The sequence below is a fragment of the Janthinobacterium sp. Bl 1 genome, from assembly GCF_058215535.1.
Window position 1 is genome coordinate 3,376,623 of record NZ_CM177086.1, and the last position, 19,681, is coordinate 3,396,303.

General features: G+C 65.0%; 15 protein-coding genes. 10 read left to right on the forward strand and 5 right to left on the reverse strand.

Going from position 1 to position 19,681, the window contains the following annotated elements:
- The first annotated feature begins 114 nt into the window (after positions 1-114).
- Positions 115-2,160: a M13 family metallopeptidase gene (locus AC4BCN_RS15010; RefSeq protein ID WP_490491076.1), complete on the forward strand. Its 2,046-nt coding sequence runs from the start codon at positions 115-117 to the stop codon at positions 2,158-2,160.
- A gap of 45 nt (positions 2,161-2,205) precedes the next feature.
- Here AC4BCN_RS15010 and fdx read toward each other — a convergent pair whose 3' ends face one another.
- The 3 genes from fdx to lpxO form a co-directional block, all read right to left on the reverse strand.
- Positions 2,206-2,538: an ISC system 2Fe-2S type ferredoxin gene (gene fdx / locus AC4BCN_RS15015; protein ID WP_072453711.1), complete on the reverse strand. Its 333-nt coding sequence runs from the start codon at positions 2,536-2,538 to the stop codon at positions 2,206-2,208.
- A 61-nt stretch (positions 2,539-2,599) separates the two neighbouring features.
- The gene (locus AC4BCN_RS15020; protein ID WP_485883041.1) at positions 2,600-2,998 is read right to left on the reverse strand and encodes a DUF6331 family protein; all 399 of its coding nucleotides are present in this window, start codon (positions 2,996-2,998) and stop codon (positions 2,600-2,602) included.
- A gap of 82 nt (positions 2,999-3,080) precedes the next feature.
- Complete coding sequence (lpxO, locus tag AC4BCN_RS15025; protein WP_034748499.1) at positions 3,081-3,980, reverse strand: lipid A hydroxylase LpxO; 900 nt, start codon at positions 3,978-3,980, stop codon at positions 3,081-3,083.
- 143 nt (positions 3,981-4,123) lie between these two features.
- Between lpxO and AC4BCN_RS15030 the strand changes: the two genes are divergently transcribed.
- The 3 genes from AC4BCN_RS15030 to AC4BCN_RS15040 all read left to right on the forward strand — a co-directional run bounded on the left by AC4BCN_RS15030 (position 4,124) and on the right by AC4BCN_RS15040 (position 7,026).
- Positions 4,124-4,558 (forward strand): hotdog fold thioesterase, encoded by a 435-nt coding sequence (locus AC4BCN_RS15030; RefSeq protein WP_072453709.1) that lies wholly within the window; start codon positions 4,124-4,126, stop codon positions 4,556-4,558.
- Between the two features lie 268 nt (positions 4,559-4,826).
- Positions 4,827-6,407: a methyl-accepting chemotaxis protein gene (locus AC4BCN_RS15035; RefSeq protein ID WP_490491077.1), complete on the forward strand. Its 1,581-nt coding sequence runs from the start codon at positions 4,827-4,829 to the stop codon at positions 6,405-6,407.
- An 82-nt stretch (positions 6,408-6,489) separates the two neighbouring features.
- The gene (locus tag AC4BCN_RS15040; RefSeq protein WP_490491078.1) at positions 6,490-7,026 is read left to right on the forward strand and encodes a hypothetical protein; all 537 of its coding nucleotides are present in this window, start codon (positions 6,490-6,492) and stop codon (positions 7,024-7,026) included.
- Here the strand turns inward: AC4BCN_RS15040 and AC4BCN_RS15045 are convergent.
- The gene (locus AC4BCN_RS15045) at positions 7,008-8,507 is read right to left on the reverse strand and encodes an MFS transporter (protein WP_490491079.1); all 1,500 of its coding nucleotides are present in this window, start codon (positions 8,505-8,507) and stop codon (positions 7,008-7,010) included. The genes AC4BCN_RS15040 and AC4BCN_RS15045 overlap by 19 nt on opposite strands.
- 109 nt (positions 8,508-8,616) lie before the next feature.
- On the opposite strand from AC4BCN_RS15045, the gene AC4BCN_RS15050 reads away from it, so the two are divergent.
- Positions 8,617-9,510, forward strand: coding sequence for a LysR family transcriptional regulator (locus AC4BCN_RS15050; protein WP_490491080.1), 894 nt, complete (start codon positions 8,617-8,619; stop codon positions 9,508-9,510).
- Positions 9,507-10,151 carry a DUF6000 family protein gene (locus tag AC4BCN_RS15055; RefSeq protein ID WP_490491081.1) on the forward strand — a complete coding sequence of 215 codons (645 nt, stop codon included), beginning with the start codon at positions 9,507-9,509 and terminating at the stop codon, positions 10,149-10,151. Before AC4BCN_RS15050 ends, AC4BCN_RS15055 begins: the two co-directional genes overlap by 4 nt.
- Before the next feature lie 44 nt (positions 10,152-10,195).
- Here AC4BCN_RS15055 and AC4BCN_RS15060 read toward each other — a convergent pair whose 3' ends face one another.
- A complete protein-coding gene (locus AC4BCN_RS15060; protein WP_490491082.1) occupies positions 10,196-11,305 on the reverse strand; it encodes a serine hydrolase domain-containing protein in 1,110 nt (369 codons plus the stop codon).
- Positions 11,306-11,658: 353 nt separating this feature from the next.
- On the opposite strand from AC4BCN_RS15060, the gene AC4BCN_RS15065 reads away from it, so the two are divergent.
- The 4 genes from AC4BCN_RS15065 to AC4BCN_RS15080 all read left to right on the forward strand — a co-directional run bounded on the left by AC4BCN_RS15065 (position 11,659) and on the right by AC4BCN_RS15080 (position 19,650).
- Positions 11,659-14,679 (forward strand): calcium-binding protein, encoded by a 3,021-nt coding sequence (locus AC4BCN_RS15065; protein WP_490491083.1) that lies wholly within the window; start codon positions 11,659-11,661, stop codon positions 14,677-14,679.
- Positions 14,680-14,769: 90 nt separating this feature from the next.
- Entirely contained in the window at positions 14,770-16,956 is a 2,187-nt protein-coding gene (locus AC4BCN_RS15070) for a type I secretion system permease/ATPase (RefSeq protein WP_490491084.1), read from the forward strand.
- Positions 16,953-18,296, forward strand: coding sequence for an HlyD family type I secretion periplasmic adaptor subunit (locus tag AC4BCN_RS15075; protein WP_490491085.1), 1,344 nt, complete (start codon positions 16,953-16,955; stop codon positions 18,294-18,296). The genes AC4BCN_RS15070 and AC4BCN_RS15075 overlap by 4 nt, the downstream gene beginning before the upstream one ends.
- Positions 18,286-19,650 (forward strand): TolC family protein, encoded by a 1,365-nt coding sequence (locus AC4BCN_RS15080; protein WP_490491086.1) that lies wholly within the window; start codon positions 18,286-18,288, stop codon positions 19,648-19,650. Before AC4BCN_RS15075 ends, AC4BCN_RS15080 begins: the two co-directional genes overlap by 11 nt.
- The last annotated feature ends 31 nt before the right edge of the window (positions 19,651-19,681 follow it).

Consider the following 19,681-nt stretch of genomic DNA (forward strand, 5'->3'; position numbering starts at 1 on the left):
TGGAATTGTTCAACTGTCATTGTTGCGGGGCAGGCTGGCGGACTATAATCCGGCCTCCCATGCCTGGACAAGCATGTTCCCCAACATGAAGTGAAAACAATTAAAGGAATCTTCGTGAAACGCTCACTTATCAGCGCCGCCTGCTGCGCCTTGCTCGCCTTATCTTCGCCCTCGCTGTACGCCCAAGCCACCAATCCCGCCGCACCCGTCTCCGGCATCGACCTGAAAACCCTGGACCCGGCAGTCAGTCCCAAAGATGATTTCTATGGCTATGTCAACGGTGTCTGGACCCGCAATACGGAAATCCCGGCCGACAAATCCGTCTGGGGCACCTACATCGAATTGCGCGAAATCGCCCAGGGCCAGCTGCGCGGACTGATCGACGCCACCGTGAAAAATCCCGGCAAGCCCGGCAGCGAGGCGCACAAGATCGCCGATCTGTACACGAGCTTCATGAACGAGAAGGCACGCAATGCGGCCGGCTTCAAGCCCCTGCATGCCGAACTGGCCCGCGTGGCCGCCGTCAAGGACAAGAAAGACTTGCCGGCGCTGCTGGCCTACCTGCAAGGCAATGGTGTTGCCACGCCGTTTTCCGCTTATGTGGCACCCGATGCGCAAGACCCCGAGCAGTACACGGTCAACATCAGCCAGTCCGGCCTGGGCTTGCCCGACCGCGATTACTACCTGAAGGACGACGACGCCAAGCTGCAAGCCGTGCGCGCCAAATACCTCAAGCATATCGAGACCATGCTGGCCATGAGCGGCGACAAGGCCGCTGGCGAACATGCGGCGCAAATCCTCGACATCGAGACGCGCCTGGCGGCAGTGCAGTGGACGCGCGTGCAGATGCGCGACCCCGTCAAATCGTACAACCGCGTCGACTTCGACAAATTCGCGGCACTGGCGCCGGCCTTCGACTGGAACGCCTACTTTACGGCCGCCGGCCTGGCGCCGAAAGCTTCCTCGGCCGTCGTGCGCCAGCCCAGCTTCATGACAGGCTTTTCCGAGACCGTGGCCGCCGTGCCGCTGGCATCGTGGAAGAGCTATCTGAACTGGCGCATCATCGAAAGCTATGCGTCCTACCTGGACAGCGCGACCGTCAAGGAGCGCTTCGCCTTCGACGGCACCGTGCTGCGCGGCGTGCCGCAAAGCGAACCGCAGTGGCAGCTGGCGCTGCGCTTCACGGATAACGCCATCAGCGACGCCGTCGGCAAGCGCTACGTGCAAATGTATCTGCCGCCGGAAACCCGGCCCCGCGTGATGGCCATGTTCGACAATTTCGTCGCCTCGTTCAAGGATGGCATCGAGCAGCTCGACTGGATGGGCCCGGAAACCAAGAAGGAAGCCCAGCTCAAGCTGGCGGCCCTGAAGCCGAAGATCGCCTACCCGAATACCTGGCGCGACTACAGCAGCATGCAGACGCAGCCGAATGACCTGATCGCCAACGTGCGCGCGGCGCGCGCGTGGAGCCGCCAGCAAAACCTGGCCAAGCTGGGCAAACCGGTCGACCGCGACGAATGGTCGATGACGCCGCAAACCGTCAACGCCAGCTACAGCCCGGCCCTGAACGCCATCACGATCCCGGCCGCCATTTTGCAGCCGCCATTCTTCAACGTGAAGGCGGAAGACGCCGTCAATTACGGCTTGCTGGGCATTACGTTTGGCCATGAAATCAGCCATGCCTTCGACGATTCGGGCAGCCAATATGATGCCAAGGGCCGCCTGCGCAACTGGTGGACGGCGCAAGACCGGGCCGCCTTCAAGGCGCTGGCCGCCGGCCTCGTCAAGCAATACGGTGCCTACAGCCCCGTGCCGGGCTACCACATCAATGGCGAGCTGACCCTGGGCGAAAACATCGGCGACAATTCCGGCCTGTCGATCACCTACAAGGCCTACCAGCGTTCGCTCGGTGGCAAGCCGTCGCCCGTCATCGATGGCTTGACGGGCGAACAGCGCCTGTACATCGGTTTTGCGCAGAAATGGCGCGCGAAACTGCGTCCCGAAGCGGCCATCGCCCAGATCAAGAGCGACCCGCATTCGCCGGGCGAATTCCGCGCCAAGGGCACGGTCAAGAACCAGCCCGGCTTTTACGAAGCGTTCGGCATCAAGCCGGGCGACCCGATGTATTTGCCGCCCGAGCAGCGCGTGATCATGTGGTAAATCACGTGGTAAACCCGTAGGGCAGTCGCGCAAGCGCGCCGGGGACTATTCCTTGGCGTGGTTCAGCGTGTACCGGGGCAGTTCCACCGTCAGGTCTTCCTGGGCCAGGCGCGCCTGGCACGACAGGCGCGAGTGGGGCTGCAAGCCCCAGGCCTGGTCCAGCATGTCTTCTTCATTGTCGCCCAGCTCGTTGAGCGAGTCGAAACCCTGCACCACGACCACGTGGCAGGTGGAACAGGCGCCCACCTGGCCGCAGGCGTGTTCAATGTCAATCTGATTGCGCTGCAATGCGTCGCAAATGCTCATGTTTTCCGGCGCGTCGAAGACGGCGCCTTCCGGGGCCAGCTCGGGATGGGGCAGGACGGTGATTTTTGGCATGCGGGATTCTCCTCGTTTATCCTTCAATGCCGCCACTGTGGACCTTCCCGCCTTGGCAAGGTCAAGCCCCTGCGGCATCCTGCGCAACGATGCACTCGTCCAGATGCTCGATCAATTGCAGGAACACGCGTTTATCCGCGTAGTGATTCATCGTGTTACTCAGCAATACATCGCTGGCGGCCGCTGCCACGGCGCTGTGGGCTTGCGCGCAGGCGGCATGCAGTTGTGCCCGATCGAGTTCCAGCAAGGCCGTATTGACGGCTTCGCGTGTGAAATCGTAGGCATCCATGCCGCAGCAGCCGGCGACACAATGGGTTTCCAGCAGGCAGATCAGCGGCCACAGTTCCCCCAGCAAGGGATCGATGTCGATGGCCTGCTCATAGCGGCCATCAAGACTGATGAATTCGATCCATGCATCGTCGCCGATCTGGATATCGTATTGATGGTCGCGTTGCGTCATGTTTCAGCATTCTCCTGGGCAGTGGTATCGCATTATAAAAAAAACCGCCCGAAGGCGGTTTTCTAACGCGGTAATGCAGCGCTTAAATAAAATAGATCAGCGCGATAATGCCCACGACCAGCGCCACGCGGGTGATCTGGTAGGCCGTCTTGTTCCACGCCTTGAAGCGGCGGCGGTACTGGCCCATGGTCCAGGAGATCTGGAACAGCTTGCTCACGCCGCCCACCTGGTCGCCCAGTTCGTTCGGCGAGGCGGCGGCCGTCATCAGGGTGCGCCCCAGCCAGCGGTTCAAGCCTTGCGCCCAGCGGTAGCGCATCGGGCGCTCGATGTCGCAGAACAGGATGATGCGGTCGCTGTCGGCATCGTTGCGGGCCCAGTGGATATACGTTTCATCGAACATCACGGCCTGGCCGTCGCGCCAGCTGTGGCGTTCGCCATCGACGTCGATGAAGCAGCGGTCGTCGTTCGGCGTCTGCAAGCCCAGGTGGTAGCGCAAGGAGCCCGCGAACGGGTCGCGGTGCGGGTTGAGCTTGCCTCCTTGCGGCAGTTCCGCGAACATGGCCGCCTTGATCGACGGAATCGATTGCAGCAAGGCATAGGTTTGCGGGCACATCTGCTGCGCCGACGGATGGTTCGCGTCATACCATTTCAGGTAGAAACGCTTCCAGCCATATTTGAAGAAGGAATTGAAACCGACGTCATTGTTCTTTTCGGCGGCCTTGATCTTTTTCATTTCCTGCATGCGCAGCGCTTCATCGCGGATGATTTGCCAGTTCTGCTGCAGCGGCGCCAGTTCCGGGAATTGATCGACGGCCAAATACGGCGTGGCCGGCACCTTGGAAAAGGTGTGCATGAACAGGTTCAGCGGCGCCATGAACGAGGAGTGATCGAAGATCTGGCGGCGGAACGGCAGGCGCACCTTGCCCCGAAAATGAATATGTAAAACAGAAAACACAAAAATGCCCAGCAAGGCCCACTTCATACACAACCTCGTTTTTTAAGAATGGGGCAATTATAACCAGTTAATGCCATGGCCACCCCGGGCCACGGTGAAGGAAAGATGAAGCGGCACGCGCGGACGCTCTGTCCTACAATGGCCTTTTCTACACACTATCCGAGGTAACAATGGAAATCTGGCACGCACCGCTCGACCTGGCCATCCTCAACGCCGCCAGCGAGGGCACGGCCATGCGCCACCTGGGCATCGAATTTACGGCCTTCGGCCCCGACTGGATCGAGGCGACCATGCCCGTCGACCACCGCACCATGCAGCCATTCAAGCTGCTGCATGGCGGCGCCTCCGTCTTGCTGGCCGAAACCCTGGGCAGCATGGCCGCGAATGCCTGCCTCGATTCCAGCCGGCACGTGAGCGTGGGGCAGGAAATCAATGCCAACCACCTGCGCGGCGTGCGCGGCGGCCACGTGACGGGGCGCGCCACGCCGATCCACCGGGGCCGCACCAGCCAGGTCTGGGAAATCCGCATCACGGGCGACGACGGCAAACTGTGCTGCATCTCGCGCATCACCATGGCCGTCATCGACGCCCCGGGCGCGGGCTGATGCGGCGGCTCTTGACTTGCATCAAGGCATGAAAAGCGAGCGCGTGAAATCATAAAAAACGCTGTTCGCTTATAATTCAGTGTGCTGTTGTATGGCGTAGCGGAAAGTCCCGCGCGCCTGCATTGCCCGACATTAGAAGCTGACTGCCCAAAAAACGCCAGTTAGAGACCCATCCTGCAGCATGCGGGAAAGGCACACGACGGCGAGCAGATCGCCTGGTTCTAGCGGAACCGGCAAACAATCAACTTTATACAGGGCAATAACAACAATGATGTCATTCAATCGTTTGACGATAGGCGCGCGCCTGAGCGCAGGCTTCGGGCTGCTGGTCTTACTCATGCTGGTGCTGGCGGCCTTCGCGCTGCTGCGCATCGGCGCCATCTCCGGCGCCATGGACGCGCAAGAAAAAGTCCAACTGGAAAAACTCGAACCGCTGTATGTGGCGCGCGAAGCGCTCGATCAGACGGGCCTGGCCGCCCGCAACGCATATATCTTCCACGACCAGGCCGCGGCCGAGAAAGAGCTGGCCATCCTCGACAGCCAGAAGGCCCTGTACCTGGACGCGCTGGCCCGGCTGGCGCCGCAGTTCGCCGGCGATCCGCAGTTCGAGAAAGTCAGCACGGGCCTGAAAGCCATGGCGCAGGAATTGCAGCGTCCGCGCCAGTTCCGCGCCGCTGGCCAAATGGAACAGTACGGCACCTTCCTCGTCGAGGAGTGCAGCCCCCTGCGGCGCCAGATCGTCGCCGACATCGATACGGTGCTGAAAAACGTGCAGCGCGAATCGGAGCAGGCCAGCGTGGCCGCGCGCGCCATCTACGGCCAGTCGCTGCGCTGGATCGGCGTGCTGGCCGCGCTCAGCGTGCTCATTTGCATTGCGGTGGCCACCGTCATCACGCGCGGCCTGCTGCGCCAGCTGGGCGGCGAACCGGCGTATGCGGCCGCGATTGCCGGGCGCATCGCGCTGGGGGAGTTGGCCATCGACGTGCACACACGCCATGGCGACGACAGCAGCCTGCTGTTTGCCATCAAGACCATGCGCGACAACCTGGCCGCCATCGTCGGCAAGGTACGCCATGGAACGGAAAGCATCGCCACGGCCTCGACCGAGATTGCCACGGGCAACCGCGATTTGTCGCAGCGCACGGAGCAGCAGGCCGGCTCGCTCGAAGAAGTGGCTTCATCGATGGAAGAACTGATTTCCACCGTGCGCCAGAATGCGGACAACGCGCAGCAGGCGAACCGCCTGGCGCGCGAAGCGTCGAAGGTGTCGGAGCAGGGCGGCAAGGCGGTGGCCGAAGTGGTGCACACCATGGGCCTGATTAATGCCTCGTCGAACAAGATCGTCGACATCATCGGCGTGATCGACAGCATCGCCTTCCAGACCAATATCCTCGCCTTGAACGCGGCCGTCGAAGCGGCGCGCGCCGGTGAGCAGGGACGCGGTTTCGCTGTCGTCGCCACCGAGGTGCGCAGCCTGGCGCAACGGTCAAGCGCTGCCGCGCGCGAAATCAAGGCCCTGATCGACGATTCCGTCAGCAAGGTCGGCACGGGCACGGTGCTCGTCGAGCAGGCGGGCGCCACCATGCATGACGTGGTGGCCGGCATCGGCAGGGTGACGGGCATCATGGCCGAGATCAGCCACGCCACGCAGGAGCAGGGCGCCGGCATCGAGCAAGTCAACCGCGCCATCGTCGACATGGACAGGGTGACCCAGCAAAACGCGGCCCTGGTCGAGCAGGCGGCCGCCGCCGCGCACGAATTGCAGCAGCAGGCGGCGCAGCTGGAACAGGAAGTGGGCATCTTCAAGCTGGCCCCGCCGGCCAACGGACCGCTGCGCCTGGCGGCCTGAGGCCGATGGCGCTTTGGCGCGGCGCGCGCCAACCGGCATATTCCGCGCTACAATGAGCGCTGGATCACCGCCAGGACGAGTCATGCAAGTGCGCAGCAGCCATGATCTATCCAGCCCGGACGACGACAAACCGGCGCCGCCCGTGCTGCAGCTGGCCCTTGCCGGTCTCGGCTGGGGCTTGCTCACCTGCATGCTGTGCTTTGCCATCCTGTTCGTGACGAAATGGCTGTTGCCGCCCGAATACTGGGGCGCGCACACGGGCCTGTCCAAGTTCAAGCGCGAAATGTCGCTGCCCCTGCTGGTGTTCTGGGTCGTCATCTATTCCCCCATCCTGGAAACCTTCCTCGGCCAGCTGCTGCCGCTGGAAATCCTCCGGCGCCTGGGCGCCAGCCGCCAGCTCAGCGTTTTTATCGGCGCCATCCTGTGGGCCATCGTGCATTTCATCAGCGGCGGCCTGCTGCACGCCATCGTCGCGCTGGGGTCGGGCGCCATGTTCAGCTTTGTCTACCTGCGCTACCGCGGCCCCAGTGTGGCCGTTGCCTATGCGACAACGACATTTGCGCGCGCCTGCAACAATATCGCCATCCTTATCGCCGTGTTCTACGGCCTCGACGCCTGAGTCGCACCATTCCGAAGCAAGTACGGCACCAGCGCCGCCAGCGCCACGGCCAGCAGCGCCAGGCCGACCAGCAACTGGCGGAAGGCGGCGTCATAGCTGGCGCGCAGCAGCGCTTCCTGGCCGCCCAGCAGCTGTGTTGCTTGCTGGATATCGCCGAGCGCGGCGCGGCTGGCGGCGGCCAGCACGGGCAGTTCGGCCGGCAGTTGCTGTGCCAGGCCCGCACCGATCAGGCCGGCCAACAAAGAGCCCGCCAGCGCCAGCGCCACCCCATCGGCGCTGACGCGCACGGTATTGAAGATGCCCGTCGCCATGCCGGCCCGCTCCGTTTCCACCACGCTCAGGGCCATGCCATCCATCAAGCCCCACGGCAAGCCGATGCCCACGCCGATCAGCAGCAGGGGGCCGGCCAGCGCCGCGGTGCCGCCATGGCCCAGTACCTGGGCCAGCCAGGCCAGGCCCGCCGCGGCCAGCAGCAGTCCCGCTGCGCACAGGGCGCCCGTCTTGACCCAGCGCGACAGCAACGCCGCCAGCACGGGCACGAGCAGCAGCGGCGCGGCCAGGGCGATCATCAGACGGCCAGCGGCCAGCGCGGACATGTTGTCGATACCGATGAAGCGCCCCGGCAGCATGACGATGAGCACGATGAACAGGAAGGCGGGCGAAGCGGCCAGCACTTGCACGGCGACAAAGCGGCGCTGGCGGAACAGCGACAAATCCAGCATGGGCCGCGCCGTCCGGCGCTCGATGACGACAAAGGCAAGGAACAGCAGCACGGATGCGGCGAGGGACAGCAGCACGGCGCCGTTGCGCCAGCCGTGTTCCGGCGCCAGCAGCATGCCCAGAGTCAGCAGGCCCAGTGCGGCGCTGAAGCTGATGGCGCCAGGCCAGTCCAGCCGGCCCTGGCCGCGCGCCGGATCGGCCGGCACGCTGACCCATACCAGCAGCATGCCGATGGCGCCCAGCGCGGCCGTGGCATAAAAGATGGCGGGCCAGCGGGCCAGCGCCAGCATGGCGCCGGCCGCCAGCGGACCGAAGGCCAGGCCCAGGCCGAACGTCGTGCCCAGCACGCTCATCACGCGGCTGCGCGCCGCGCCGTGGAACAATGGCGCCAGCGACGACATGGCGGCGGCGAACGCGGCCGCGCCGCCCAGGCCCTGCACGAAGCGCAGCGCGGCGATCCATGCCACCGATGGCGCGACGGCGATGGCCAGGGTCGCCACGCAAAACAGCGCCAGCCCCGCCAGCCAGACGCGGCGCCGTCCCAGCACGTCCGTCAGGCTGCCGGCCACCATCATGGCGCTGCCATAGCTGAGGATATAGGCGTTGATGACCCAGTTCAGGGCGGCGGCGCTGCCGTGCAATTCGGCGCCGAGGGCGGGCAGGGCGACGGCCGGGCCCGTGAAGCACAGGGGTATCAGCAAGCCCGTCAGGCAAGCGGCCAGCACTTGCAGCGGGAGTGAAAGAGGTGAGGAAGAGGACATGGGTGTCGGATATGAAAGAAAGAGGGGCGAGTATGGCGCGCCTATCATTGAAGAAAAATGGGCTAAACTGATCAACATATCGGACACAAATGTCTTGAGTGGAGTGTGAATGGATAGCTTGGGTGGCATCGCCATGTTCGTGCAGGTGGCCGACAGCGGCAGTTTTTCGGCCACGGGCCGGCTGCTGGGCCTGTCGTCGTCGGCCGTCGGGAAAAGCGTGGCGCGCATGGAGGCGCGGCTGGGCGCGCGCCTGTTCCAGCGCAGCACGCGGCATCTGGCCTTGACGGCGGAAGGGGAAAAATTCCTGCAGCGCTGCAAGCGCATCCTGGCCGAGGTGGAAGCGGCCGAGCGCGAACTCGGTGAATCGGGCGGCGCGCCCAGCGGCCGCCTGCGTATCAGCCTGCCACGCTACAGCGGCCTGTTCGAAGCGGCCATCGGTGCGTTCATGCAAGCCTATCCCGCCATCGAACTCGACCTCGATTTCTCCGACGCCATGGTCAACATCGTCAGCGACGGCTTTGACGCGGCCGTGCGCACGGGCGAACTGGCCGATTCAAGCCTGATGCGGCGCAAACTGTGTACGTTCCGGCGCCTGCTGGTGGCGTCGCCCGCCTACCTGGCGCGCCACGGCCGGCCCGCCGATGGCACCGAACTGATGCGGCATCAGCGCCTCGATTACCGCTTTCCCGCCACGGGCCGTTTGGAACAGTGGCCGCTGATGGACGAGGCTGCCCAGCCGGCGCCCGGCATGGTGTGCAACAGCGTGGAAATGCGCGTTTTCCTGGCTGTGCAGGGGCAGGGCATCGCCTACCTGCCTGCATTTGCCGTGCAGCGCGAGCTGGCGGCGGGGCAACTGGTCTCGCTGCTGGACGAGCATACGCAGGCGCGCACGGCATTCTGGCTGCTGTGGCCGGCCAGCCGTCACCTGCCGCCGCGCTTGCGCGTCTTCATCGATTTCCTCGTGCAGCAATTACAGGATCAAACTTTTGGAGCTTTGCCATGACGGCGGATTCTTCCCTGACGCCCTTGCAATTGCATGTGGCCGGCGCCACCGTGCGCCATGCGCACCCGTTTGCCATGCCGGCGCTGCCGCCGCAGGAACCACTGACGGCGGCCTTGCGCGACGACTGGGTGCGGCCCCTGTACATGGGCTTGCACCAGCCTCAGGCGCTGGCGTGTGCGCAGCGGCTGGCGCAAGCCGACGCCACCGTCATCGCGCGCCTGCTGGGGCAATTCGACTGGCGCAGCCGCACGGCGGGCGCCTACCTGGCCGCACTGACCGGGCAGTCCGCGTTTACGGATCAGCTGGGCGGCCTGCTGCTGGCCAGCGAGGTCTGCTACGCGGGCAGCGCGTATTGCCTGGCGCTGGCCGTTTTCGACACGCCAGCCAGCCGCGACTACCTGCACCGTTATCTTGCACATTACCTTCGGCAGCCGCAGTTGCACTTTGATCAGGAGCAAGCGATGGCGGCCATTGCCTACCTCGATGGCCAGCATGGCCGGGATGAGGCGGCCCGCCACGCTCCGGCCTGGACCGGTTTCGCCGCCAGCCGCCCGGGCCTGGCGCTGAACGATGCGCTCGCGCAATTTACTTCCCGCATGGCCGCCTTGCGCGCCTTGCAGGCCGCAGCGGCTGGCAAATAAGCGCCATCTTCCCAAACTGTGGCGCCGTACGTATTGTTGGCGGCCTACTTCGCGCTTTCCATGGATTCCACTGTGTCGAAAATAGGCGCCAGCGCGCTTTCCATGGCGCCGGCGGTCGCGTCGCCGCTCTGGTTGGTGATGATGAAGACCCCAAGCTCATATTGGGGAACGACGTAAGCGTAGCTTTGCGCACGTGGCACGCCGCCATGGTGCACATAATGCGTGCCCAACTGGCGATTGCTGCCGATATTCCAGAAATAGCCAATGCTGAAGTCATCCTGAAAGCGCACCAGCGGCTTGTGCGATTCGGCAGCCGCGCGATGGGCGCTCAATTGCAGGCGCAGGTACTTCGCCATATCGGGCATGGTCGACTTCAGGTTGCCGGCGGCTCCCCAGGGCAGTTGCGGCATCGGTGTCGTGATGACGGGATTGTCGCTGTGGTAGCCGGGCGCCAGCCGGCCGGCATCCTGAGCTGCGATTTCCAGCCTGGTATCGTGCATGCCGGCTTCGCGCGCGATGAATTGCGTGAGCAGGACTGCATAGGGCATGCCGTAGATTGTTTCGAGTGTGTGCGCAATGAGTTCGGTACCGGCGCTGGAATAGGCGTAGTCCTTGCCAAGCGGACCCTTGATGCTGACTGCATGTAAATCCTGCCAGAATTGCTGTTGCCCGTAGTTGGCGTAGGCTGCATTGAGCTTTGCCGGCGTGGCGTGTGCCGTGAAATCCTGCAATATGGCGTTCACCTGCAATGGCAGCATGCCCGGCATGGTGCTGGTGTGCGTGATCAAGTGGCGCAAGCGCACGGGCTGGCCTTGCCACTGCAGGTTCGGGTAGGCGGCCGGCAGGTAGTTTTGTATGGGATCGTCGAGCGCCGCCTTCCCGTCCAGCACAGCGTTCGCCAGTAGCAGGCCGGCAAAAGTCTTGCTGACTGAGCCGATTTCATACAGCGTTGTATCGTTCGGCGGATTGCCTTTGCCGGCCTCCAGCTCGCCCTGATGCAGCATGAATTCCTTGCCGCGATAAACGACGGCAATCGAGGTCGCGTGCAGCAATGGTGACTGCAGCAGGGTGGTCGCGGCCTGGCGCATGGCCGCAGGAATGTCGTGCGCAGGTGCCGTGGCTGCTGGCTTGCAAGCTGCCAGCTGCAGTGTCATTACAGTGATGCTTGCGGCGAGTTTGGTCATCATGCGCACCATCGAGGGGGGAGGGGCATTCTCGCACAATGGCTATAGCGGTGGCAGAAAAAACTGGGCAAAGGTCTCCTCTTCTTTCCCCCATGCAGTGTGACATTTGCATGACAAATAACAGTGCCTGTCCCGATTGCGCGTCATTAAGGCGTGCATGCGAGGCGACGCTCAAGCGCTCGCCGTCCATGCGCCAAAAGTGCCGGACCGTTGAAGGTGCACGCTGAATGGCAAGTGGATGCGGCCGGAACTTTTGCCTTGCATGCCGGCCTGCGCCGGCATATTCAATCTTGGTTTTAAGTTTAACGACAGGAAACTGCAACATGACTGAAAACAATGCATCTGGCTCCAGCGTCTCCGCCATCGACGCTTACCTGAACAGTTCGGCAGCCGCCGCACAGCGCTTCACGGGTACGGCGAACGCGGATATCCTCAGCGGCACCACGGGCGCCGACGTGCTCGAAGGCCTGGCTGGCGACGATACGTATTACGTCAACCACAGCGGCGACGTGATCGTCGAACTGGCCAACGGCGGCAGCGATACCGTCTACACCAGCGTCAATTACACGGTGGCCGACAACGTCGAGAACGTGCGCCTGACCGCAGGCGGCCTGACGGTAACGGGCAGCGCCAATACCAATAACGTCTTTTTCGTTGATGCGGCCGGTGGCAACAGGATCGATGGCGGCGGCACGGGCAACACGGTCAACTACGTGGCGTCCAGCACGGGCGTGACGGCGACCTTGTCCGGAGCGAATGGCCCGGTGACGGCGCCGCCCGGCAGCGACGTGCTGCTCAATATCGCCAACATCGCCGGCAGCAAGTTCGATGATGTTCTGACCGGTAACGAGCTCAAAAACGCCCTCGTGGGCGGTTTTGGCAACGATATCCTGCGCGGCGGCAAGGGCGACGATACCCTGGCCGGCTTGCAGGGCGACGACACGTATATTTTTGCCCGTGGCGACGGCGCCGACATCATCGTTGACGGGGAAGAGGCGGCCAGCCATAACGTCGTCTCCTTCCTGGCCGGCGTCAGCGCCGACCAGCTGTGGTTCCGCCAGGTGGGCACGGCGCTGGAAGTGAGCACCATCGGCACCGGCGACAAGATCACCATCAACGTCTGGTTTTCCAGTGCGGCGCCCCGCATCCAGGAATTCCGCACGGCCGATGGCCGCGTGCTGCTGGGCAGCGACGTGCAAAACCTCGTGCAGGCAATGGCGGGCCTGGCGATGCCGGCCGCTGGCCAGCTGACCTTGCCAGCGGCAACGGCCACCGCCCTGGCGCCGGCGCTGGCGCAGAACTGGCGTACGGAAGGACCGAACCAGCCCGGCAATGGCGTCTTTACCGGCACGGTGAATCCGGACATCATCCAGGGCACGGCGGGCGCCGACGTGATGGCGGGCCTGGCCGGCGACGACACGTATTACGTCAACCACAGCGGCGACGTGGTGGTGGAACAGGCTGGCGGCGGCCGCGATACCGTCTATGCCAGCGCGAACTACACGCTGGCCGCCAACGTCGAAGAGGTGCATGTGAGCGCCGCCGGCCTGACGGTGACGGGCAACGGCAATGACAACGTATTCCACGTCGATGTCGCCGGCGGCAACGTGCTGCGCGGCACCGGCACGAACAGCACGGCCACCTATGCGGGTTCCAAGGCGGGCGCGACAGCCAGCATCGTTTCCATCAACGAATCCCATGCGGCCCGCCCCGGCAGCGATGTGCTGGTCAATATTTCCAGCGTGACCGGCAGCGGCTATGACGACGTACTGTCCGGCAACGAGCTGGCCAATACCCTGGCCGGCGGTCTCGGCAACGATACCTTACAAGGCGGCAAAGGCAGCGACGTGCTCACCGGCGGCCTCGGCGACGACACCTATGTCTTTGCGCGCGGCGACGGCGCCGATGTCATTACCGAATCGTCCGCCGATGCCAATTACGACACCATCGCCTTCCTGGCCGGCGTCAACATCGACCAGCTGTGGTTCCGCCAGGTGGGCAATGACCTGGAGGTGAGCACCATCGGCATCACGGACAAGATCACCATCCGCGCCTGGAACGCGGCGGTGCCGAACATCGAGGAATTCCGCACGGCCGCCGGCCACGTCATGCGCGGCGCCGACGTGCAACTGCTGGTGCGGGCGATGTCGAACCTGGCGCCGCCGCCGCTGGGCCAGCTGACCCTGCCTGCCGCCACGGCCGCTGCCCTGGCGCCCGCGCTGGCCCAGGCCTGGCACTTCAACGGTCCCACGCAGCCGACGGGGCAAACATTCGTCGGCACGGCGGGCGCCGACGTCATCAATGGGAGCACGGGCGCCGACCTGCTGCAAGGCCTCGGTGGCGACGACACGTATTACGTCAACCACAGCGGCGACTTCATCGACGAACGTGGCAATGGCGGCAACGACACCGTGTACACCAAGGTCAACTACACGGTGGCCGACAACGTCGAGTACGTGCGCCTAGCGGCACCCGGCCTGACGGTGACGGGCAGCGCCTATACCAACAACGTCTTCCATGTCGGCACCGCCGGCGGCAACGTGCTCGACGGTGGCGGGGCGGGCAATTCGCTGTTCTACGCCACTTCCACTACGGGTGTGACGGCCGCCTTTGCGCCCGTTGGCGGCCCGATGACGGCGCGCGCAGGCAGCGACGTGCTGGCCAATTTCAACGCCGTCTTCGGCAGCAAGTTTGATGACGTGCTGACGGGCAATGAACTGAAGAACATCCTGGTGGGCGGCCTCGGCAACGATACCTTGCAAGGCGGCAAGGGCGATGACGCGCTGGCCGGTACGCTGGGCAACGACACCTATGTCTTCGCCCGCGGCGACGGCACCGACATTATTTCCGAGGCGAACGAGGCGGGCAGCCGCGACGTGGTGTCCTTCCTGGCCGGCGTCAGCGCCGAGCAGCTGTGGTTCCGCCAAGTGGGAACCAACCTCGAAGTGAGCACCATCGGCACCAATGACAAGATCACCGTCAATGGCTGGTATGCGGCAGCGGGGGCGAGCATCGAGCAATTCCGCATGGCCGACGGGCGGGTCTTGCTGGGCAGCGATGTACAAAAACTCGTGCAGGCGATGGCGGGCCTGACGCCGCCAGCGGCTGGCCAGCTGACCTTGCCTGCAGGCACGGCGGCCATCCTGGCGCCGGTGCTGGCGCAAAACTGGCGTGCCGCGCAGCAATTCAGTGCCGTCAGCCAGGACGGAATCGGCGGCTGGCAGGCGGATTCCGCGCAACTGGTGCAAGCGATGGCTGGCTTTGCCGTGCCGGCGGCCGCATCGGCGCCATGGTCAGGCCACGGCAATCCGTCGATGCAGATCCAGCTGGCGGCAGTCCATTAATCAGTTGACATAGCCAGATCCACCCTCCGCAGCCGGGCCGGGGCGACCTGCCACGGCCTGGCTGCGCCATTGAATCTCTGATATTGCCCGATGACAGTCCTCTCCCACCGCAACGATACGCCGTCCATAGAAAAAACTGTGCCCGACACGGGCTTGCTGTCGCTGTTGCTGATGGCCAGCCTGCACGGCATCGCAGCCGATGGCGCCCAGCTCAAGCATGCTTTCGGACAGGCCGTGTTCACGCGGCAAACCGTGCTGCTGGCCGCCAGGCGACTTGGCTTGACGGCCAAACTGGTGCGCCAGGCGCCCGAAAGGCTGGCACAAGCGCCGCTGCCGGCCATCGCCATCGATACGGATGGCCGTTTCTTTATCCTCGGCAAGGTCGAGACGGACGCTGACGGCGTGAGCAAGGTGCTGGTCCAGCATCCGGGCCAGCCGCCGCAAATCCTCGGTCGCGAAGCTTTTCTTGCCGCTTGGACGGGCGAGCTGATCTTTTTCACGAGCAAGGCCAGCTATGCGGGCGAGACGGCCCGTTTCGACTTCAGCTGGTTCATTCCCGCCGTCGTCAAATACCGCAGGCTGCTGGGCGAAGTATTGCTGATTTCCTTCGTGCTGCAGCTGATCGGCCTGGCCACCCCCCTGTTTTTCCAGGTGGTGATGGACAAGGTGCTGGTCAACCATGCGATGAAAACCCTGCACGTGGTGGCCATCGGTCTCGTGTGCGCCATCGTCTTCGAAGCCGTGCTTGGCCTCATCCGCACCTATGTTTTCGCGCGCACCAGCAGCAAGATCGACGTGGAACTGGGCGCGCGCCTGTTCCGCCATTTGCTGGCCTTGCCGATCGCGTATTTCCAGGCGCGCCGCGTGGGCGATTCCGTGGCGCGCATCCATGAACTGGAAAATATCCGGTCTTTTCTCACCGGCAACGCCATGACCCTGGTGCTGGACCTGCTGTTTTCCTTCATTTTCATTGCCGCCATGCTGTGGTACAGCGCGGCGCTCAGCATCGTCGTGCTGGCCTCGATTCCCGTCTACGCGGCCCTGTCGATGCTGCTCACGCCCGTGTTGCGTGGCCGCTTGAACGACAAATTCAACCGCAGCGCGGAAAACCAGTCCTTCCTGGTTGAAACCATCAGCGGCGTCGATACGCTCAAGGCCATGGCCGTCGAGCCGCGCTGGCAGCAGCAGTGGGAAAAGCAGCTGGCCGGCTATGTCTCGGCGGGCTTGTCGGCAAACAACATCGGCATGCTGGCCAGCGGCGGCGTGACGCTCGTGAGCAAGCTGGTGACGGCGGCCATCATGTGGTGGGGCGCCACCCTCGTCATCGACGGCAAGATGACGGTGGGCGAACTGGTCGCGTTCAATATGCTGGCCGGACAGGTGGCATCGCCCATCTTGCGCCTGGCGCAGCTGTGGAACGATTTCCAGCAGGTGGGCATCTCCATGAGCCGGCTCGGCGACATCCTCAACGCGCGCGTGGAAGCGGGCAGCCAGAAGGCGCGCCTGCCGCGCATCGCGGGCGCCATCGACTTCCAGCAAGTGGGTTTCCGCTACCGGCCCGATGCGGCCGAAGTGCTGCGCAATGTATCGATTTCCATCGCGCCCGGCGAAGTGATCGGCATCGTCGGGCGTTCCGGTTCCGGCAAGAGCACCTTGACGCGGCTGGCGCAGCGCCTGTACATTCCCGAACGGGGCAAGGTGCTGATCGACGGGCAGGATATCGCCGTCATCGACACGGCTTCGCTGCGGCGGCAGATTGGCGTGGTGCTGCAGGAAAACATCCTGTTCAACCGTTCCGTGCGCGACAACATCGCCCTGAGCGACCCGGCGCTGCCTATCGACGCCGTCATCGCCGTGGCGAAACTGGCGGGCGCCCACGATTTTATTTGCGAATTGCCAGAAGGCTACGACACCATGGTGGGCGAGCATGGCACGGGCCTGTCGGGCGGCCAGCGCCAGCGCATCGCCATCGCCCGCGCCCTGATCGGTGATCCGCGCATCCTGATTTTCGATGAGGCGACGAGCGCGCTCGACTATGAATCGGAAAAGATCATCCAGGACAATATGCGCGGCATTTGCGCGGGGCGCACCGTGCTGATCATCGCCCACCGCCTGTCGGCCGTGCGCGAAGCTAACCGTATTGTTGTCATGGAGCGGGGGCAGGTGGCCGAACTGGGCACGCATGACGCGCTGCTGGCGCAGCCGGGCGGCATCTACGCCCATCTGTACAGCCTGCAGCAGGGCACGCACGGGAGCGCAACAGGGGACGCAACATGAGCGCCGGCCACCGCCTGGCCGCGTATGGCGAGCTGTTGCAACGCTACGGCCAGGTGCTGCGGCACAGCTGGCGCCAGCGCGCCGCCTTGAGCGGCCCCGTGCTCAGCGAAGACGAGGCGGCTTTCCTGCCGGCCGCGCTGGCGCTGCAGGAGCGGCCCGTGTCGCCATCGCTGCGCCTGACGGCCAGGGTGCTGATGCTGCTGGTCGGCTGCGTCGTGCTGTGGGCGGTCTTCGGCCAGGTCGACATCATCGTCAACGCGGCCGGCAAGATCATTCCGTCCGGCAACACCAAGACCATCGCCTCGGTCGACGTGGCGGCCGTGCGCGCCCTGCACGTGCGCGAGGGGCAGGCCGTGAAGGCGGGCCAGCTGCTGGTGGAACTCGACAGCCGCGGCCCGGATGCCGAGCGCGACAAGGCCGCCGGCGACGCCGTGGCGGCCGCGCTGCAAATGGCCCGCTCGCGTGCTTTGATCGCCGCCATCGACAGCTTGACGCTGCCCAAGCTGGCGGCGCCCGACGGCGCTTCCGCCGCCCAGCGCGAGGAAGCGCAGGGCCACCTCGATGGCCAGTACGCGAATTTCCGCGCCAGGCTCGCGCATCTCGATGGCGAGATTGCCCGCTATGCCCAGGCGCTGCCATTGGCGGCCCAGCGCGCCGGCGACTACAAGGCGCTGCTGGCGACGCGCGACGTGGCCGAACACGCGTGGCTGGAAAAGGAGCAGGCGCGCATCGACCTGGCCGGCCAGCTGGCGTCGGCCCGCAGCGAGCGCGCGGCCCTGGTGGCGCAGACGCGCAAGGACGCCTACGACGCGCTGACGGAAGGGGCCAGGGTGGCGGCGGCCAGCGGCCAGGACGCGCGCCGCGCCGGCGCCCGCGGCAGCCTGCTGCGCCTGACGGCGCCCGTCGACGGCACGGTGCAGCAACTGAAGCTGCATACGGTGGGCGGCGTGGTGCCGGCCGCGCAGGCGCTGATGCAGATCGTGCCGCGCCAGGGCAAGCTGGAAATCGACGCCGTGCTGGAAAACCGCGACGTCGGCTTCGTGCAGGTCGGACAGGCGGTGGCCATCAAGGTCGACGCCTTCGATTACACCAAGTATGGCACCGTGCCCGCCGTCGTCAGCAGCGTCTCGCGCGACGCCGTCGAGGATGAAAAGAAGGGCCCCGTGTATGCCGTCAGGATCACGCTGCGGCAGCCGTCCATCATCATCGACGGCAGATCGGTGCCCTTGACGGCCGGCATGGCCGTGCGCGCGGAAATCCGCACGGGGACGAGGAGGGTGATCGAATACGTGCTCTCGCCGCTGGTGCAGCACCAGAAGGAGGCGCTGCATGAACGCTAGATGCCGCGCCATGGCCACCATCGCCATCGCCGCCAGCTTGCTGCTGGCCAGTGCTGCGGCGCAGGCGGGCGAGTTCGAGGCCGCGCCATGTCCGTCCGCGTACGAGGCGGGCGTGCCCTTGACCCTGCCGGCGGCCGTCGACCTGGCCCTGTGCCACAACGCGCAGGTGCACGGCGCCTGGGCCGGCATCCGGCTGCAGGCGGCCGGCGTGGGCGAGGCCAGGGCCGCCTTTCTGCCGACCCTGAATGCAGGCGTGAGCCGGGTGCACGACCGCACGGCCTATCCGGGCGCCAGCACGCCGTCCGGCAGCTTGAACAGCAATACGGGCTCGCTGAATCTGTCCTGGCGTTTGTTCGACTTCGGCGGGCGCGCGGCGGGCCAGCGTTCGGCGCAGGCCTTGCTCGACGCGGCCCTGGCCAACCGCGACGCCGTGCTGCAAAAGACGCTGGCGGCCACCGTCAGCGCGTATTTTGACGCGCAGACGGCGCGGGCCAACGTGCGGATGCGCGAGGAGTACCGGGCGCTGGCGAATGAAACGGTGCTGGCCACGCAGCGCCGCGCGCAGCGGGGGCTCGGCTCGCACAGCGACACCCTGCAGGCGACAAGCGCGCTGGCCAAGGCGGCCCTGGGCGCCAGCCGCGCCGATGGCGAATTCCAGAAGGCGCGCGCCGTGCTCGTCTATACGCTGGGCTTGCCGGCCGAGGCGGGTGTGATCCTGGATGACGATGCGGATGCCCCGGTGGCGGGGTTGAGCGAAGATTTGCACACCTGGCTGGCGCTGGCCCAGGCGCGGCACCCGGCCATCGTGGCTGCGAAGGCGCAGCTGGCGGCCGCGCGCGAACGGGTGGCCGTGAGCGAGTCGGAAGGCCGTCCCAGCATCGACCTGACGGCCAATATCTACCAGAACGGCCGCCCCAACCAGGGCTTGTCCGCCGCGTCCACGCGCGAAACCCTGGTGGGCATCTCATTGAACATTCCCCTGTTCGACGGTTTTGCGCGCCACTACAAGGTGCGCGGCGCGCTGGCGCAGGCCGGGCAAAGGGAAGCCGAGGCGCAAGACGTAAAGCAGCAGACTCTGATGGAACTGGTGAAAACGCATGCGGAGGCGAGTACGGCGCTGGCCAACCTGGCTGCCTCGCAAGCGTGGCTGGACGCGGCGCGCGATGCCCAGGCCAGCGTGCAGCGCAAGTTCGGCCTGGGCGCGGCCGACATCCTGGAAATGTTGAACACGCAGTCGGCGTTGCTCGAGGCGCAGCAGGAGCGCATCCGTTGCCAGGCGGAATGGCGCTCGGCCCGGCTGCGGCTGCTGGCCAGCGCCGGTGTGCTGGGACGGGAGGCCATTGCAGGGCGCTAACAGGCGCATTCCGCGCGCCATGCTGGCGCGA

Excerpts from the sequence above, each read along its gene's own strand:
- lpxO (WP_034748499.1), bottom strand. The coding sequence starts at position 3,980 with ATGAAGTGGGCCTTGCTGGGCATTTTTGTGTTTTCTGTTTTACATATT.
- fdx (WP_072453711.1), bottom strand. The coding sequence starts at position 2,538 with ATGCCAAAAATCACCGTCCTGCCCCATCCCGAGCTGGCCCCGGAAGGC.
- AC4BCN_RS15055 (WP_490491081.1), top strand. The coding sequence starts at position 9,507 with ATGACGGCGGATTCTTCCCTGACGCCCTTGCAATTGCATGTGGCCGGC.
- AC4BCN_RS15060 (WP_490491082.1), bottom strand. The coding sequence starts at position 11,305 with ATGACACTGCAGCTGGCAGCTTGCAAGCCAGCAGCCACGGCACCTGCG.
- AC4BCN_RS15035 (WP_490491077.1), top strand. The coding sequence starts at position 4,827 with ATGATGTCATTCAATCGTTTGACGATAGGCGCGCGCCTGAGCGCAGGC.
- AC4BCN_RS15030 (WP_072453709.1), top strand. The coding sequence starts at position 4,124 with ATGGAAATCTGGCACGCACCGCTCGACCTGGCCATCCTCAACGCCGCC.
- AC4BCN_RS15045 (WP_490491079.1), bottom strand. The coding sequence starts at position 8,507 with ATGTCCTCTTCCTCACCTCTTTCACTCCCGCTGCAAGTGCTGGCCGCT.
- AC4BCN_RS15080 (WP_490491086.1), top strand. The coding sequence starts at position 18,286 with ATGAACGCTAGATGCCGCGCCATGGCCACCATCGCCATCGCCGCCAGC.
- AC4BCN_RS15075 (WP_490491085.1), top strand. The coding sequence starts at position 16,953 with ATGAGCGCCGGCCACCGCCTGGCCGCGTATGGCGAGCTGTTGCAACGC.
- AC4BCN_RS15020 (WP_485883041.1), bottom strand. The coding sequence starts at position 2,998 with ATGACGCAACGCGACCATCAATACGATATCCAGATCGGCGACGATGCA.
- AC4BCN_RS15040 (WP_490491078.1), top strand. The coding sequence starts at position 6,490 with ATGCAAGTGCGCAGCAGCCATGATCTATCCAGCCCGGACGACGACAAA.
- AC4BCN_RS15065 (WP_490491083.1), top strand. The coding sequence starts at position 11,659 with ATGACTGAAAACAATGCATCTGGCTCCAGCGTCTCCGCCATCGACGCT.
- AC4BCN_RS15050 (WP_490491080.1), top strand. The coding sequence starts at position 8,617 with ATGGATAGCTTGGGTGGCATCGCCATGTTCGTGCAGGTGGCCGACAGC.
- AC4BCN_RS15070 (WP_490491084.1), top strand. The coding sequence starts at position 14,770 with ATGACAGTCCTCTCCCACCGCAACGATACGCCGTCCATAGAAAAAACT.